Source organism: Parafrankia sp. Ea1.12 (assembly GCF_900465275.1).
Taxonomy (GTDB): Bacteria; Actinomycetota; Actinomycetes; order Frankiales; family Frankiaceae; genus Parafrankia; species Parafrankia soli.
The window spans coordinates 1-15,158 of the sequence record NZ_UBIZ01000418.1 but is presented as its reverse complement, the minus strand read 5'-3'; the positions used below and the strand labels follow the sequence as shown (position 1 = coordinate 15,158).

Sequence of the window (15,158 nt, the reverse complement as noted above, 5' to 3'; positions counted from 1 at the left end):
GGAAGGCGGAGTGAGCACCATGGCGGACGACGCGGTTGGCGCCACCCAGGCCTGCGCCCAGGGCCAGGCGATGCCCTGCGATCTCGACGAGCTGCGCACACTGTTCCTGTTCGAGAAGCTCACCGACGACCAGCTGGACTGGATCTGCCGCAACGGCCACGTCGAGCTGATCGAGCCGGGCGTCGTGTTCCGCGAGGGCGAACCGGCCACCTGCTTCTACGTGCTGGTCGAGGGCGGCCTGGTGCTGACCCGGCGGGTCGGCGACGACGACGTCGAGGTCAGCCGGACGACCCAGCGCGGCGTGTACTCCGGGGCGTGGCACTCCTACCTCGGCGACCGCGTCCCCCAGCTCTACACCAACTCGATGCGGGTCACGATCCCGTCCCGCTTCGTCGTGCTGGACGGCGCGGCGCTGGCGCGGCTGATGCGCGAGTGGTTCCCGATGGCCGTCCACATGCTGGAGGGGCTGTTCTTCGGCCTGCAGAGCACCCAGGCGCTCACCGGCCAGCGGGAGCGGCTGCTCGCGCTCGGCTCGCTGTCCGCCGGGCTGACCCACGAGCTCAACAACCCGGCGGCCGCCGCGGTGCGGGCCACGGCGTCGCTGCGGGAGCGGGTCGCCGGCATGCGGCACAAGCTCGGCCTGATCGCCGCCGGGCCGTACGACCGCAAGGCGCTGGAGACCCTGATCGGCCTGCAGGAGGAGGCCGCCGAGCGGGTGGCGAAGGCTCCGACGCTGACCCCGATGGAGACCAGCGACCGCGAGGACACCCTGACCGACTGGCTCGAGGACCACGGCTGCGACCAGGGGTGGGAGATCGCGCCGACGTTCGTCCAGGCGGGGTTCGACGTCGACTGGCTGGAGCGGGTCGCGGCGACGGTGGCGCCCGAGGTGCTGGAGGGCGCGATCCGCTGGCTGTACTACACGGTCGAGAGCGAACTGCTGATGAAGGAGATCGAGGACTCCACCACCCGGATCTCCACCCTGCTCGGGGCGGCCAAGCAGTACTCCCAGCTCGACCGGGCGCCGTACCGCAGTGTCGACGTCCACGAGCTGCTGGACAGCACGCTGGCCATGCTCGGCGGGAAGCTGTCGGGGGTGCGGGTGGTGCGCGAGTACGACCGGGCGCTGCCCGAGATCGCGGTCTACGCCGGCGAGCTCAACCAGGTCTGGACGAACCTCATCGACAACGCGGTCGCCGCGATGGCCGGCTCCGGGACACTGACCGTCGCCACCTCGGCGGACCACGACAACCTGGTCGTCGAGGTTCGGGACTCCGGGCCCGGCGTGCCGCCGGAGATCCGCGACCGCATCTTCGAGCCGTTCTTCACCACGAAGCCGGTCGGCGAGGGCACCGGCCTCGGGCTGGACATCTCCTGGCGCATCGTCGTCGGCCGCCACCACGGTGACCTGACCGTGACGTCGGAGCCCGGCGACACCAGGTTCCGGGTGACCCTGCCGATGCATCCCGACTTGCTGATGCCCGCCGAGGCCGCGCCCCACGAGGAGCCCGCGGTCCCGGCCGACACCGATCCGGCTTAGCGGGTCACAGGTAGCGCTCGACCTTCAGTACGTAGTTCCGCAGTCCGTACCCACCGTGTCTGAACAGGATTCTTGACAGCAGTCAAGAATCCTCCTCGCCCATCACCTCGGCTGGGCCGTGGCGGCCTTGGCGACCGTGTCCAGCGCCACGGCGAGGGAGTCGGCGGCCTTCTGTCGAAAACCGGCCAGCCGTGGGACGTGCTCCGACTTGGTCAACTCGGCGTGGACGAAGGTGAGGTCGTCGGCGAGACCGAGCATGCCGAACGCCTCCCTCAGGTACGGCTCCTGGAAGTCGGAGCCGGCGCGGGGCGTACCCGGTCCGTACGCACCGCCACGCGCGGTGACGACCACGACCCGGGTGCCACTCAACGGTCCCTGGTTGGTCGCGTGGTCGACGATGAGCGGCGGGATCGCCACCCGGTCGAACCACGCCTTGAAGCTCGACGGCACCGAGAAGTTGTACATCGGCAGACCGATCAACACAGTGTCCGCGGCGGTCAGTTCCTCGACCAGAGGCCAGGTGACAGCCCAGCTCGCCCGCTCGGCCTCCGTGGTCGCCGCGGTCCGCGCGGCGACCAGCTCACGTACGCCGGTCGCCTCCATGCGGGTCATGATCTCGATCTGGGCGGAGTCCACGTGCGCGAGCGGTTGTGCCGCGAGATCGCGGTAGGTGCGTCGGCCCGTGGGGTTGTTCTCCTGCCAGACCTCGGCGAAGGCGGCGGAGAGCCGACGGGAGACCGATTCCGGTCGCGCGCTGGCGTCGAGGTGGAGTAGATGACTCACGAAGTTCTCCAGGGACACGAAGTTCTCCAGGGAGTGGAATGCCGATCGGCGGCGGGATGCCCGGTGTCGGTCCATACACGAAGCGGCACACGGAGCGGCCTTCCTGCGTGCCGGCCCGCCGTCCCATCAAACCCATGCCCGAACCGTTCCCAGGCGTAATCTGCCGTGACGATTGATGACGCTGGCCGTCAGTGGGAGTGACGCATGCTCGACCTGCGCAAACTGATGCTCCTGCGCGAGATCGACGCTCACGGCTCCATCGCCGCCGCCGCGCGGAACCTGTCCTACAGTCGGTCCGCGGTCTCCCAGCAGATCACCGCGCTGGAACGTGAGGTCGGGACCCCGCTGCTGGAGCGGACCAACCGCAGCGTCGCGCTCACCCAGGCCGCCCGGGTGCTGGTCGCCCGCACGGAGACCGTCCTCGCCGAGCTGGAAGCGGCCGAGACGGAGATCGGGAAGACGGCGGGCACGCCCAGCGGTGCCCTGCGCATCGGAGTCTCGCTGAACCACGGCCCGCCGTTGCTCGCTCGGGCACTCGTCCGGGTGCAGCGGCGGTACCCGAGCCTGCGGATCACGTTGCAGGGCGTGGCGGCCGGGGAAGGCCGGCGGGCCGTCCGCCTCGGGCGACTCGATCTGGTCCTGGCGTTCCGGTACGACCAGGTGCCCGAGCCCCGGCTCCCCGGCCTGCTGGAGATCCCGCTCGGATCCGATCCGATCCGGGTCGCCGTCGCGGCCGACCACCCGCTGGCCGGTACAGGCCCTCGGCATCTCGCCGAGTTCGCCGGGGAGCGCTGGGTCCTTCAGCCGGCCTCGGCATTCGGCCAGCTGACCCTGCACGCCTGCCACGTCGCCGGCTTCGAACCGGACGCGGCCGCGCAGATCGACGACCTGCAGGCGGCCCTGGGCCTGGTCGCTCCGGGGTGGGCGGTGAGCCTGCTGCCGGACCTCGTACCGTCCAGGCCCGAGTTCCCGGTCGCCCGACTCCCCCTCGCCGACCAGCAGCTGCACCGGCACATCGCGATCGTGGTACGCCGGGGAGTCTCCACGGCCCCGGCCATCGAGGCCTTGGTCGACGAGGTCCGGGCCCAGATTCCCGAACAGCCGGGGCCGGTGGGCGCCAGCGGTGTGGCCGTGGCGGGAGATCGCATCTGATGGGTTGCAGGAGAACAACGCGGCCCGAAGATCCGGGGCGACGTTCAGATCTCTGCCCCGGGCGCACGACACCGCCGGACGATGATTTCAGTCGCTGTGGTGGTCGTCCCGCTTCCAGGTCGCGGCAGGCTGGCCGCCCCCGCATTCGACCTTCGCATCGGGCGACAACCGTGCCACCAGGTGTGCCGAGCGCGCGGGGCGCACCCCCGCCGCCGGCGACCCACGTGGCGGGCGACGAGGACAAGGGGGCCGCGGTGGCGAGGTCCCGGGCGAGCCGCGCCTCGCTGATCACCTCGCCGGACGGGTCGGTGATGCCGTCGCCGATCACGCTGATCGCGGCGAGGCCGGTCAGCGTCGCCGCGACGGCCGCGACCAACCAGCCCACGACGGCGAGTGTGGTGCGCCGCCTCCTGCCACCGACCCGCGCCGCTGTGGCCCGGCTTCTGCTGATCGAGGATGATCCGGCGATCTCCCGCCTGCTGCTGCGCGCGCTCCGGGACTCCGGTCACACGGTCGCGGTGGCCGGGACGGCCATGGCCGGCCTGCGGGGCGCGCTCGACGACCGGCCGGATCTCGTCGTCCTCGATCTGGGCCTTCCCGACCTCGACGGGCTGGAGCTGCTGCGGATGCTGCGGGCCGTCAGCCGCGTCCCAGTGATCATCTCCACCGCCCGCGACGACGAGGCGGAGATCGTCCGGGGCCTGGACGCCGGCGCCGACGACTACCTGGTGAAACCGTTCACGGCCGGACAGCTCGACGCGCGGGTACGCGCCGTGCTGCGCCGCGGCGGCGACGGGGCGGCCGGGCCGCCCGAGCTGCGCGAGGTCGCGCACGCGCTCAACCACCTGGCCGACCGCAGCAACCTTCCAGGGCTTTCTCGTCCCAGCTCATCGTTTGCATGGTCAGCGGTGGGGCCTGATCGCGCTCGATGACGAGGCGCGTGTCGCTCCGGGAACTGAACCGAGAGCTGCGGACCCGGACGAAGGTGGCCTGCCGCAGGTCGGAAAGCGGGACTCGGAGTGCGGTCGGGGCCATCTACCAGGGAAGATGCCGTCTCAGCCTGCGGCCGACCCCTTCTCTGCGTTCTCCAGGTCGTAGACATGGCGGGCCTGGGCGATGGTCGTCCGGTGACGTTCCGCCCACTCGGTGAGCGCGGTCAGCGGGCCGAACAGCTCGCGGGCGGCGCTCGTCGCCGTGTACTCCACCTTCGGCGGGACGGTCGGGTAGACCTTCCGGACGAGCAGGCCGTCGCGTTCGAGCCGACGCAGGGTGAGGGTCAGCATCCGCCGGCTGATGCCGTTGACGGTGCGTTCCAGCTCGGTGAAGCGAACCGGACCGTGGGCGGCCGCGACCAGGATGCCGATGCTCCACTTGCCACTGACCTGGTCGAGGACCTCCATGATCGGGCACGCCTCGACAAGCGCCGGGGCGAGCTCGCCGCAGGTCTCGGCCGGCGACGGCTGCGCCGACGGCGGCTGCGCTGGCAGTGGCCGCGCTGGCAGTGGCCGCGCTGGCAGGGGCCGCGCTGGCAGGGGCCGCGCTGACAGGGGGTGGGCCGCCGGTGGCCGTTCCACGGTCACATCCGTGTGCCGCTGGGACATGAAAGTGCCTTCTTCCGCTGGTCCGGCCGCTCCCGCAGCATGGTCACAGAACATGATCCCCGGAACATCCCGTGGCGTCAGTTACAAACAATGCCCCAAGGAGAGTCCATGTCCCAGTCCCTGTCCTCACCGGCGGGCACGACGACGAACCCGACCGTGCCGGACCTGTCAGACGCTCCCGACCGGGCGGACGCGAGTCCGGCCACAGCCGGCCGGACATCGCCGCATCCCGACGTGGGAGCCCCGCCTGCCGCCGGCTCCCGGTTGCTCGCGCTGATCGTGCTGTGCGCGTCGATGCTCATGGTCATCCTGGACGGCACCATCGTCACCGTGGCGCTGCCCACCATCCAGGACGACCTGGGCTTCTCCACGTCCGGTCTGGCCTGGGTCGTCAACGCCTATCTGGTCGCCTTCGGTGGTCTGCTGCTGCTCGCCGGCCGGGTGGGGGATCTCGTCGGCCGCCGGCGGGTCTTCGTCGCCGGGCTGGTGCTGTTCACCGTGGCCTCGCTGCTCTGCGGGCTGGCGACAGGCGCGGGCATGCTGATCGCCGCACGGTTCGTGCAGGGCGTGGGCGGGGCGCTGTCCTCGTCGGTGGTGCTCGGGATGATCGTGGTGGCCTTCCCCGAGCCTCGGGAGCAGGCGCGGGCGATCGGGGTGTTCAGCTTCGTCGGCGCCGCCGGGGCGTCGATCGGCCTGCTCGCCGGCGGCCTGCTCGTCGAGACGCTGACCTGGCACTGGATCTTCTTCGTGAACGTGCCGATCGGCGCGGTCGCGGTCGTGCTGTCGCTGCGGGTGCTGCCCGCCGAGCGCGGTCTCGGCCTGCGCGCCGGCGCGGACGCTCCCGGGGCGGCGCTGGTCACCGCGGGTCTCATGCTCGGCGTCTACACGATCGTCGGCACCGCCGACGCGGGCTGGGCCTCCGCCCGGACCATCGGCCTCGGCGCACTCGCCCTCGCCCTGCTGGCCGCCTTCGCCGCCCGCCAGGCGACGGCGGCTCACCCGTTGCTGCCGCCACGGCTGTTCTCCTCCCGGCCGCTGACCGTCGCGAACATCGTCCAGACGCTGATGGCCGGCGGGCTGTTCGCCTTCCAGTTCGTGCTCGCGCTGTTCCTGCAGCGTGTCCTCGGCTACGGGCCGGCCGAGACGGGCCTGGCGTTCCTGCCCATCGCGGCGACGATCGGCGCGTTCTCGCTCGGGCTCTCGGGACGGCTCGCCCACCGCTTCGGCGCGGGCCTGGTGCTGCTGCCCGGTCTCGTCCTGCTCGGCCTCGGCCTGTGGCTGCTGTCCCGCCTGGCCCCGGACGCGGCCTACGCGACGGACGTGCTGCCGGTCGCGGTCGTCCTGGGGTGCGGGGGCGGCCTGACGCTGCCGGCGCTCACCCAGCTCAGCATGACCGGGGTGCCGCCGAACGACGCCGGGCTCGCCTCCGGCCTGGCCAACACCACGTTGCAGGTCGGCGGGGCGCTGGGGCTGGCGGTTCTGACCACGCTGGCGGCGTGGCGCACCGGGAACGCGGCGGACGGCGGCGCCGGGCCGGCGGAGGCCCTCACCGCCGGCTACCACCTCACCTGGATCGGCGGCGCCATCCTGATGGTCGCCGGACTGCTCCTCGCCGTCGCCTTCCTCCGCCCGAACGGTGCGGCGGGGAGCCGGGTGCCTTAACGGCCCCTTAGCGTCCGGAAAGCGCGGCCCTAGCGTGATCGGCGCGAACCTCAGTGCCAGGCGAACGCGACGGACGGCACCGTAACCAGGCGGGCTGCCTGTCCGGTGCGGCACACAGGAGGTTCACATGGCCAGCAGGATCAACCCCCGCTCGTCCGCCCGGCAGGTGCGGGAGCGCCTGCGGACCCGCCGCGCGGCGGTGCTGGTCAGCGTCGGTGTGCTGGCCGCGGCCGCGGCGACCGGCACGGCGCTCGCCGCGGGCGCGGACGACCCGGGCCCGGCCGTTCCGGCGGGGATCACCGCGTTCGCGACGTCCTCGGCCACCACCACCCCGCAGGCGACCGCGTCGGTTTCCGCCGCTCCGGACGACTCGGCGGGTGGCGGGACCTCGGCCCCGTCGGCCCCCGGCACCGCCGGTCAGCCGTCCACCGGCGGTGCCGGGACCGAGCAGGTGAGCGCCGAGCGGGCCGGTGGGATCGCGCTGCGGGAGGCCGGCGGCGGGAGCGTCGCCGGCGTCGAGCGGGAGATCGAGCACGGCGCCGTGGTCTGGAAGGTCGGCGTCCTCCGGGACGGCACCCGCTACCGGTTCGAGGTGGATGCGCGGACCGGCCAGGTGCGCCGCGCCGAGACCGGCGGGCGCGCCGACTCCCGCGGTGGACAGGGCGCCGACGACCGAACGACTCTCGACCGGCCCGCCGACGACAACCCCGGCGGCAGCCGCTCCGGAGACGACCACAGCGGGGGCCGGTCCAGAGACGGCCACGGTCACGGGACCGACGACCAGCCCGGAGACGACCGGGGCGGGCGTTCCGGAAGGGACGGCTGACCGCCGGGCCGCCTACTGGAGGTAGCCCTCCACCTGGTTGCCCGAGCCGGCGCGGGCCTCCTCCGGATCCTCGCCGGCCGCGCGGGCCGCCCGGCGCCGGCGCAGCAGGTCCCAGCACTGGTCGAGGGTCTGCTCCAGCTCGGCCAGGCGGTCGGACTCGGCGTCCGCGTCGATCTGGCCCTGGGTGCGCCGCTGGCGCAGCTCGTGCTCCTCCGCCACCAGGGAGTCGATGCGCTCGAAGATCTTCGTGTCGTCCATTGGTCTGAGCCAACCACGGGGCCGGCCGGCATTCCACTCCGAGGTCAGCTCCGAGGTCAGCCGGCGGGCCCGCCCGGGACGGCGGGCGGGCCCGCGGGGGACCCCGGGCCCGGTGTGGCACGCAGGCCGGGTGCGTCCAGTGGGCAGCAGACCCGCTCCCCCGCCTGCCGCCCGATCCGCGCGGACGCCCGCTCCGCCGCCGGCAGCTCGGTGGCCGGCCGGCGCGGGTTGCGGATGCCGAGCGCGGCGACCAGGCCGCCGGCCGCGCACACCAGCGCCGAGATGACCATCGCCCGGCGGAACCCGCGGTCGAACAGGGCCGGGTCGAGGTAGGCGGTGCCACCCAGCCCGGCGAGGGCGGGCAGCACGGCGACGGCGACCAGGCCGCCGGTGCGCGCGACGTCGTTGTTCACCGCCGACGCCGCCCCGGCATGATGCGCCGGCACCGCGGCGAGCGTGGTGGACGTCAACGGGGCCACGCAGGTGGCGAGCCCGAGGCCCAGCACGACGGCGCCGGGCAGGACGTCCGTGAGGTAGAAGGCGTCCGGGCCGGCCCGGGTGACCAGCAGCAGACCGGCGCCGGCGACGACGGGGCCGACCGTCATCGGCAGCCGCGGCCCGATCCGGGTGGCCAGCGCGCCGGCCCGCGCGGAGAACAGCAGCATCATCACGGTGACGGGCAGCAGCGCCGTCCCGGCGGCGAGCGGGCTGAAGCCGCTGACCTGCTGGAGCTGAATCGGCAGCAGGAACAGCGCCCCGCCCAGCGCCGCGTACTGCAGGAAGGTGACGGCGTTCGCGGCCGTGAACTGCCGGGAGGCGAACATCTCCAGCGGGACCACCGGGTCGGCCGCCCGGTGTTCGCGGGCGACGAACCCGGCCAGCAGCGCGACCCCGCCGACCAGCCCGACCAGCACCGGGGCGGACGTCCAGCCGCTGGCCGGGCCGTCGATGAGCGCGAACACGACGCCGACCAGACCGGCGGTCACCAGGGCGCCGCCGAACAGGTCGGGCCGCCCGCGGACGTCGGGGTTGTGGCTCTCGGGGACGTGGCGCACCGCGACCACGACCACGACCGCGGCCAGCGGCAGGTTGATCAGGAAGATCAGCCGCCAGGAGAACGCCTCGATGAGCCAGCCGCCGAGGAAGGGTCCGGCGGCCGTGGCCACCCCGCCGAGCCCCGTCCACGCGCCGATCGCCCGGCCTCGGTCGGCCTCGTCGAACGACGCCTGCAGGATCGCCAGGCTGGCCGGGGTGAGCAGGGCCGCGCCGACGCCCTGCAGCGCCCGGGCGGCGACGAGGATCTCCACGTTCGGTGCCAGCCCACACACCAGGGACATCAGCGCGAACCAGACCACGCCGACCGCGAAGACCCGCCGCCGCCCGTAGCGGTCGCCGAGCGAGCCGCCGACGAGCAGCAGCCCGGCGAGCGCCAGCGCGTAGCCGTTGACCACCCACTGCAGGGCGGCAAGGTCGGCGTCGAACGCGCGCCCGAGTGCCGGCAGGGCGATGCCGACGACGGTCGCGTCGATCGACGCCAGTGCGGAGCCCAGCACCGCCGCCGCGACGACCCAGCGTCCCTGGCGGCCGGCGAGGGTCAGTCGGCCGACTTCGCCAGCTTCGACGGCCACCAGATCTTCTTCCCGATGTCGTAGCTGAGCGCCGGCACCAGGATGGAGCGGACGACGATCGTGTCCATGAGGACGCCGAAGGCCACCGCGAACCCGACCTCGGCGAGGAAGACCAGCGGCAGCACCCCGAGGACGGCGAAGGTCGCCGCCAGCACGACCCCCGCCGAGGTGATCACGCCGCCGGTGACGGACAGCCCGCGGACGATGCCGGACCGTGTTCCATGCTCGAGGGTCTCCTCCCGCACCCGGGTCATCAGGAAGATGTTGTAGTCGATGCCGAGGGCGACCAGGAACACGAAGGCGAACAGCGGGAAGCCCGGGTCGGCGTTGGCGAAGCCGAAGACGTGGTTGAACACCAGCGCGCTCACGCCGAGCGTGGCAGCGAACGACAGCACCACGGTGGCGATCAGCAGCAGCGGCGCGACGAGCGCCCGCAGCAGCACCCCGAGCACGATCAGGATGACGACCAGCACGATCGGGATGATCAGGTTCCGGTCGTGCGCGGACGCCTGCTGGGTGTCGTAGTTGATCGCCGACTGCCCGCCGACCAGGGCGTCGGCGCCCGCGATCGGGTGCAGCGCGGCCCGTAGCGCCTTGACCGTGTCGTAGGCCTCGGGCGTGTCGTAACGGTGGGTGATCGTCGCCTCGACGGCGATCCGCCCGTCGACCTCGGAGACCTGGAGGCTGGCGGGCAGGCAGCCGTCCGCCCCGGGCCGCAGCTGCGGGCTGCCCGTGGCGATCGCGCGGGCCACCTTGGCGTAGTCGATCTGGACGCACACCGCCCCGGGGTCGGTGGACACCCCCGGGACCTTCTCGGCGGCGGCGATGACCTCGTCCTTGCGGTCGACGCCGGCGGTGATCACCGCCGGCGCGCCGGAGCCCTGACTGAAGTGCGCGTCGAAGATCTCCTGGCCGAGGATCGCGTCGGGGTCGTTGGTGAAGCTGTCGGTCGTCGACAGGCCGTCGACCTTGAGCGTCGTCATCGCGCCGGCGCAGGCCAGCAGGACGATCGCGGTGGAGACCCAGGCCATCCGCGGCCGGCGCACCAGCCCGCCGGCGAAGCGCGCCCACACGCCGTGGCTGGCCAGGTCGGCCTGCTGGTCGAAGTGGGGGATGCGCGGCCAGAACACCCACCGGCCGCACAGCACCAGGAACACCGGCAGGAAGGTCAACATCACCAGCGCGGTGCAGGCGATGCCGATCGCGGTGACCGGCCCGAGGCTCTTGTTCGAGTTCAGCTCGCCCAGGTACAGGCACAGCAGGCCGAGCACGACCGTGACGGCCGACGCCGCGATGGCCGGCGCCGCACCGCGCCACGCGGTGATCATCGCCTCCACTCGGCTGGCGTGGGTGTGCAGCTCTTCTCGGTACCGGCTGACCAGCAGCAGCGCGTAGTCGGTGCCGGCGCCGATCACCAGGACGAACAGGATGCCCTGGCTCTGCCCGTTGAGCGTGAGCACGTCATGCTTGGCCAGCGGGTAGATGATCAGGACCGAGACCCCGAGGGCCAGCACCGAGCTGAAGAGCGGGAAGAACCACAGCACCGGGCTCCGGTAGACCACAAGCAGGATCACGATCACGACCAGGCCGGCGGCGAGCAGCAACACGCCGTCGATGCCCTCGAACGCCTCGATGAACGCCACCAGCAGGCCACCAGGCCCCGCGCTGTGCACGGTCAGGCCGTCGGGGAGGTCCTTCTTCGCGATGTCGACGACCGCGTTCTCGACGTCGACCAGCTCGTCGCCGGTGACCTCGACGTCGCCCTTCTTGCCGACGAGCGGGACGGAGACGTTGGCGGCGGTACCGTCGGTGGAGAACTGGGGATCGGCGGACTGGTCCGGGTCGACGCCCGGGACGGCGCGGAACGCCTCGGCGTCCGCGGCGATCTTGGCCTTGTCGGCGGCGGTCAGGCCGCTCTCGCGCTGGTAGACGATGAATCCCGGCAGCGTCTGGACGGACCGGAACTTCTCCGACTCGTCCGCCACCCGGGTCGACTCGGCCGACCCGGGCAGGAACGCGGCGTTGTCGTTCTTCTGCACCTCGGCGAGCTTGGCCTGGTACTGGCCGCCGAACATGCCCAGCAGCAGCCAGAGCACCGCCAGGCCCGCGAACAGGTAGAGAATCCGCGGCCGCCGCGCGCGGCCACCGCCACCGCCGGTTCCGTCGACGGTGGCCACCGCCGCGACGACCCCGGCCGGCAGATCCGACGCCGGCACGGGCGTGGACGCCGCAGGGGTGGCCGGCGCAGGGGTGGCCGGCGTGGGTTCGGGCGGCGTGGGCTTGTCCGCCGCGCTCACCGCGGCGGGACCGGCCGCATCGGGCGCCGTGCTGTCGGGTGCCGCGGTGTCGGCCGCGGCCTTGTCGGCCGACCCCTCGGCGGGCGCGGCCGGCCCGGAGGCCGCCGTGCCACCCGAGTGGTCGTCGTCCCGGGGGCCGGGCACGGCGTGAGACTCGTCGGTCTCCGTCGGCTGGGCTCCACCCTTGTCGCTCATCTCGCCGTCCTCGATGCAGGTGGCCTACCCGCGCGGCCGCCCCCACGGACGCACACAGGTGTGGTCCGGGGCATTGTGGCGTACCGTTCATCGGCCGTACGCCGCGCCCCGCCTCCTGTCCGTCACCGTCCGGCCCGGCTCAGTCCTCGCGGATCTGCTGGGAGAGGTACTCGGTCGCGCCGAGCTGGGAAATGAGCTCAAGCTGGGAGTCGAGCCAGTCGATGTGCTCCTCTTCGGAGGTGAGGATCTCTTCCAGGAGCACGGCCGAGCCGATGTCGTTCTTCGTGCGGCTCAGCACGATCGCCTCGCGCAGCGTGTCGACCGCGTTCGTCTCGTGGGTGCGGTCGAGCCCCAGCTGCTCGGGCACGGTCTCACCAATACGCAGCGTGTGCAGCCGCTGGAGATTGGGCAGTCCGCCCAGGTAGAGCACGCGGTGGATGAGCTTGTCCGCATGCTTCATCTCATCGATCGACTCGTGGTAGTAATGCTCTGATATATACCGATATCCCCAGTTACGCTGCATTCTCGAATGCAGAAAGTACTGGTTGATCGCGGTCAGCTCGTTCGTCAGAACAGCGTTCAGGCTCTCGACGATCTGTTCGTCGCCACGCACCGCCGGTTACCTCCGCGAGGGTCGCCCGGAGCCGCCCCCGGGACGACTCGGCCGACGTCCGGCAGCGATGTCGTCACCGGCGCGGCAGACGAACCCGACCACTCCGCGACGCAAGCTCGCGAGTGGTGCGGGAGGCCCTGCGGCCGGCGGCGGAGATCCACTCCGGGCCACCGAGATCACATCCCAGGAGGCCCCGGTGGGTCACTAGGCTGATCTGGCAACCGGACACCGCCGACGCGGCATCGCCTCGTCGAGCAGCTCGTCGATCTCCTCGAGACATCCGCCGCATCCCGTGCCGGCGTCGCACCTCGCACCGATCTCGTCAGCGTCATAGGCGCCCGCCGCGATGACGCTCCGTAGCGTCCGGTCGGAGACAGCAAAGCATGAGCAGACCAGCACCGCACCTCACCACGCCCGGACTGGCCGGCGTCGGAGCCGCCGGCAAACGTTTCTTCGCCGTTCCGGGAAACTCCGTCGCGCCAAGGATCAGGCTTAGCTAAGGCTTCCCTTATCGATAGAGTGCCACGGAACGGGCACCGGACGCAAGAGAGCCTTACCTACTTCACACACCTACCGCTAGCAACCGGGACCGACAGTGACCGCCGGGCACGCGATTCGCCATCACGCGAACGCTGCGCACAACCAGCGGCCACCGTCGAGGCCTGGCGACTCAGGCCTGGCTGGCCGGACGGTCCGTGCTCGACACCAGCGCGACCGCCGCGTCGGGCTCGGTGACCCGGAAGCTGAAGCTCTGCTCCAGGTACAGCTCGACCTCCTCGGCGGTGTGCGAGGAGTAGCCGACGGAGAGGTCCTGGCCCGACTCGAGGATGAAGTCACCGCCCCGCTGGCTCAGCACCACCGCGCCGCGCACCCCCGGAGCCCGCACCACAGGGCCGTCGAGGATCTGCTTGAGATGGTTGAGCAGCAGATAGCCGCCGTGCTCGGTGGCCTCCAGGATCGCGGTGTAGCCGTCCGGGTCGATGGCCAGCCCGTACGGCCCACCGATACCCGCCCGGCGCAGCAGGGCGACCGCCTTGGCGACCGTGCGCGGGTAGCTGTCGGTGTCGGCCCCCAGCTCAAGCACCGGGTGGGACGACGCCTCGGTGATGCCGATGATCCCCGCCTCGGCGTAGCCGTGGAAGACGACGGAGTTCTCGGTCGTGGCGACCCGGCGGGCCGCCTCCTCCAGCGCCGACAGGTCGATGTCGTCCGCGCCGCGGTCGATCGCGTCCAGCTCGCCGCGGTCGATGGAGAACGCCGCCCGCAGCTCCATCACGGGCAGGACCCGGCGCAGCCGGGCACGCACGCCCTCCCCCGGCGGCGCCTGCAGCGCCGTCACCCGGCCGATCGGCGTGGCCGAGTACGCCCACCCGTGCGGTCCGGCGAAGTCGATGAGCTTGCGGGCGGCGAGGTTGGTCGTGAGGCGGGAACGGGCCTCCTCGTCGACGGCCTTCCAGGCTTCCTCGCTCAGGGGCGCATGCCCACGCAGAAGATGGTTCACTCGCTCACACCTTTCAGGCTACCGATCCCCAGCGAGCCGTCCGCCGGCTCCGTGGCGCGCGCGGCCGCGTCGCCGTCGGGTCCCTCGTCGCTCATCGCCTCTTCCTCGACCTCCGTGACCGGGACCGAGGTGAACAGATACGTGCGCAGCTGCGAATCGAGGACGGGGTCGCGGCGACGCAGCCACTCCAGCGTCATCGCCGCGTGTTCCTTCTCCTCGTCCCGGTTGTGCGCCAGCACCGCGGCCAGCTCCGGATCCGTGGCCGCCTGCACCCGTTGGTCGTACCAGTCGACCGCTTCCAGCTCTTCCATCAGCGACGTGATCGCCCGGTGGCGATCGACGACGCCGGGCGTGAGCGCGTCCGCCGGCTCGTGTAGCCCCATACTTGAGTCGCCCATACGGCACTACCTACCACGCCCGGGCCCACCAACCCGCCGGGACGGCATCGGTTCACGAACAGTCGACGTCCCGGTATGAGGCGATACGTCCAACTTTGTTCGTCACCGGGCGCTCGCCGGAGCCCCGGCGGACGCTCGCAGGACCTCCGCTGGACACCTACCGGACCTCCGGTGGACAGCGGTTGCGGACGTTCGCCAGACGCGGGCTCGGACGTCCTCGGTGTTCGGTGCTCGGTGCTCGGAGGAATCAGTCGGCGACCGGTGTCACGTCGACCCGGCGGTTCGCCGCGCGGCCGGACGTGCTCGCGTTGTCCGCGATCGGCTGATCCGGGCCGAAGCCGGCCGCACGGATCCGCTCCGCGGGAACCCCCCGCATCACCAGGTACTCGCGCGCGACGCGGGCCCGGTCGATCGAGAGCGCCTGGTTGAGGGCCCGCGGACCGGTGCTGTCGGTGTGCCCGCCGACGATCACCGTCAGGTCACCGGGCAGCAACGCGCGGGCCACCTTGTCCAGACCGGAGCGCGTCGAGGCGCCGAGGACGGTGTCACCCACCGGGAAGGTGAGGGCAGTGCCGTCGAGCGCCGCCCGCAGCGCCGCCCGGGTGCTGTCCGCGCTGCCAGCGGCGGCCCGCCCGGCGCCGCCGGTCGTGCCGGGCGCCGGCGCGGTCGCCGGGGCCGGGGTCGGGGTCGGGGTCGGCGCCGAC

14 protein-coding genes and 1 pseudogene are annotated in these 15,158 nt (G+C 72.3%); 5 read left to right on the top strand and 10 right to left on the bottom strand.

What is annotated here, in order from left to right:
* The first annotated feature begins 70 nt into the window (after window positions 1–70).
* Entirely contained in the window at window positions 71–1,540 is a 1,470-nt protein-coding gene (locus FMEAI12_RS24470; RefSeq protein ID WP_112108002.1) for an ATP-binding protein, read from the top strand.
* A gap of 102 nt (window positions 1,541–1,642) precedes the next feature.
* On the opposite strand, the gene FMEAI12_RS24465 is transcribed toward FMEAI12_RS24470, so the two are convergent.
* Window positions 1,643–2,341, bottom strand: a complete 699-nt coding sequence (locus tag FMEAI12_RS24465; protein ID WP_235014424.1) for an FMN-dependent NADH-azoreductase — start codon at window positions 2,339–2,341, stop codon at window positions 1,643–1,645.
* Window positions 2,342–2,527: 186 nt separating this feature from the next.
* On the opposite strand from FMEAI12_RS24465, the gene FMEAI12_RS24460 reads away from it, so the two are divergent.
* Window positions 2,528–3,475, top strand: coding sequence for a LysR family transcriptional regulator (locus tag FMEAI12_RS24460; RefSeq protein ID WP_112107990.1), 948 nt, complete (start codon window positions 2,528–2,530; stop codon window positions 3,473–3,475).
* 431 nt (window positions 3,476–3,906) lie between these two features.
* Window positions 3,907–4,263: pseudogene (locus FMEAI12_RS40175) on the top strand (response regulator transcription factor); the annotation flags it as partial.
* Window positions 4,264–4,530: 267 nt separating this feature from the next.
* Here FMEAI12_RS40175 and FMEAI12_RS40170 read toward each other — a convergent pair.
* Window positions 4,531–4,875 (bottom strand): helix-turn-helix domain-containing protein, encoded by a 345-nt coding sequence (locus FMEAI12_RS40170; RefSeq protein WP_071062617.1) that lies wholly within the window; start codon window positions 4,873–4,875, stop codon window positions 4,531–4,533.
* 309 nt (window positions 4,876–5,184) lie between these two features.
* On the opposite strand from FMEAI12_RS40170, the gene FMEAI12_RS24445 reads away from it, so the two are divergent.
* Window positions 5,185–6,738 (top strand): MFS transporter, encoded by a 1,554-nt coding sequence (locus FMEAI12_RS24445; protein ID WP_235014420.1) that lies wholly within the window; start codon window positions 5,185–5,187, stop codon window positions 6,736–6,738.
* Between the two features lie 127 nt (window positions 6,739–6,865).
* A complete protein-coding gene (locus FMEAI12_RS24440; protein ID WP_112107988.1) occupies window positions 6,866–7,564 on the top strand; it encodes a PepSY domain-containing protein in 699 nt (232 codons plus the stop codon).
* Between the two features lie 12 nt (window positions 7,565–7,576).
* Here FMEAI12_RS24440 and FMEAI12_RS24435 read toward each other — a convergent pair whose 3' ends face one another.
* From FMEAI12_RS24435 to FMEAI12_RS24395, 8 genes are all read right to left on the bottom strand, one after another.
* A complete protein-coding gene (locus tag FMEAI12_RS24435; RefSeq protein ID WP_071062507.1) occupies window positions 7,577–7,822 on the bottom strand; it encodes a DUF2630 family protein in 246 nt (81 codons plus the stop codon).
* A 56-nt stretch (window positions 7,823–7,878) separates the two neighbouring features.
* Entirely contained in the window at window positions 7,879–9,450 is a 1,572-nt protein-coding gene (locus tag FMEAI12_RS24430; RefSeq protein ID WP_112107987.1) for a DHA2 family efflux MFS transporter permease subunit, read from the bottom strand.
* Window positions 9,417–11,525: an MMPL family transporter gene (locus FMEAI12_RS24425; RefSeq protein WP_368672103.1), complete on the bottom strand. Its 2,109-nt coding sequence runs from the start codon at window positions 11,523–11,525 to the stop codon at window positions 9,417–9,419. Before FMEAI12_RS24425 ends, FMEAI12_RS24430 begins: the two co-directional genes overlap by 34 nt.
* 556 nt (window positions 11,526–12,081) lie before the next feature.
* Window positions 12,082–12,555, bottom strand: a complete 474-nt coding sequence (gene bfr, locus FMEAI12_RS24415; protein ID WP_020459851.1) for a bacterioferritin — start codon at window positions 12,553–12,555, stop codon at window positions 12,082–12,084.
* A 204-nt stretch (window positions 12,556–12,759) separates the two neighbouring features.
* Complete coding sequence (locus FMEAI12_RS24410; protein WP_112107986.1) at window positions 12,760–12,954, bottom strand: bacterioferritin-associated ferredoxin; 195 nt, start codon at window positions 12,952–12,954, stop codon at window positions 12,760–12,762.
* 271 nt (window positions 12,955–13,225) lie between these two features.
* On the bottom strand, window positions 13,226–14,056 hold the full coding sequence (locus FMEAI12_RS24405) for a family 1 encapsulin nanocompartment shell protein (RefSeq protein ID WP_020459849.1): 831 nt from the start codon (window positions 14,054–14,056) through the stop codon (window positions 13,226–13,228).
* The gene (locus tag FMEAI12_RS24400; RefSeq protein ID WP_071062513.1) at window positions 14,053–14,454 is read right to left on the bottom strand and encodes an encapsulin-associated ferritin-like protein; all 402 of its coding nucleotides are present in this window, start codon (window positions 14,452–14,454) and stop codon (window positions 14,053–14,055) included. Before FMEAI12_RS24400 ends, FMEAI12_RS24405 begins: the two co-directional genes overlap by 4 nt.
* A 247-nt stretch (window positions 14,455–14,701) precedes the next feature.
* The coding region (locus tag FMEAI12_RS24395; RefSeq protein ID WP_146776761.1) for an OmpA family protein at window positions 14,702–15,158 on the bottom strand (457 nt) is incomplete at its 5' end.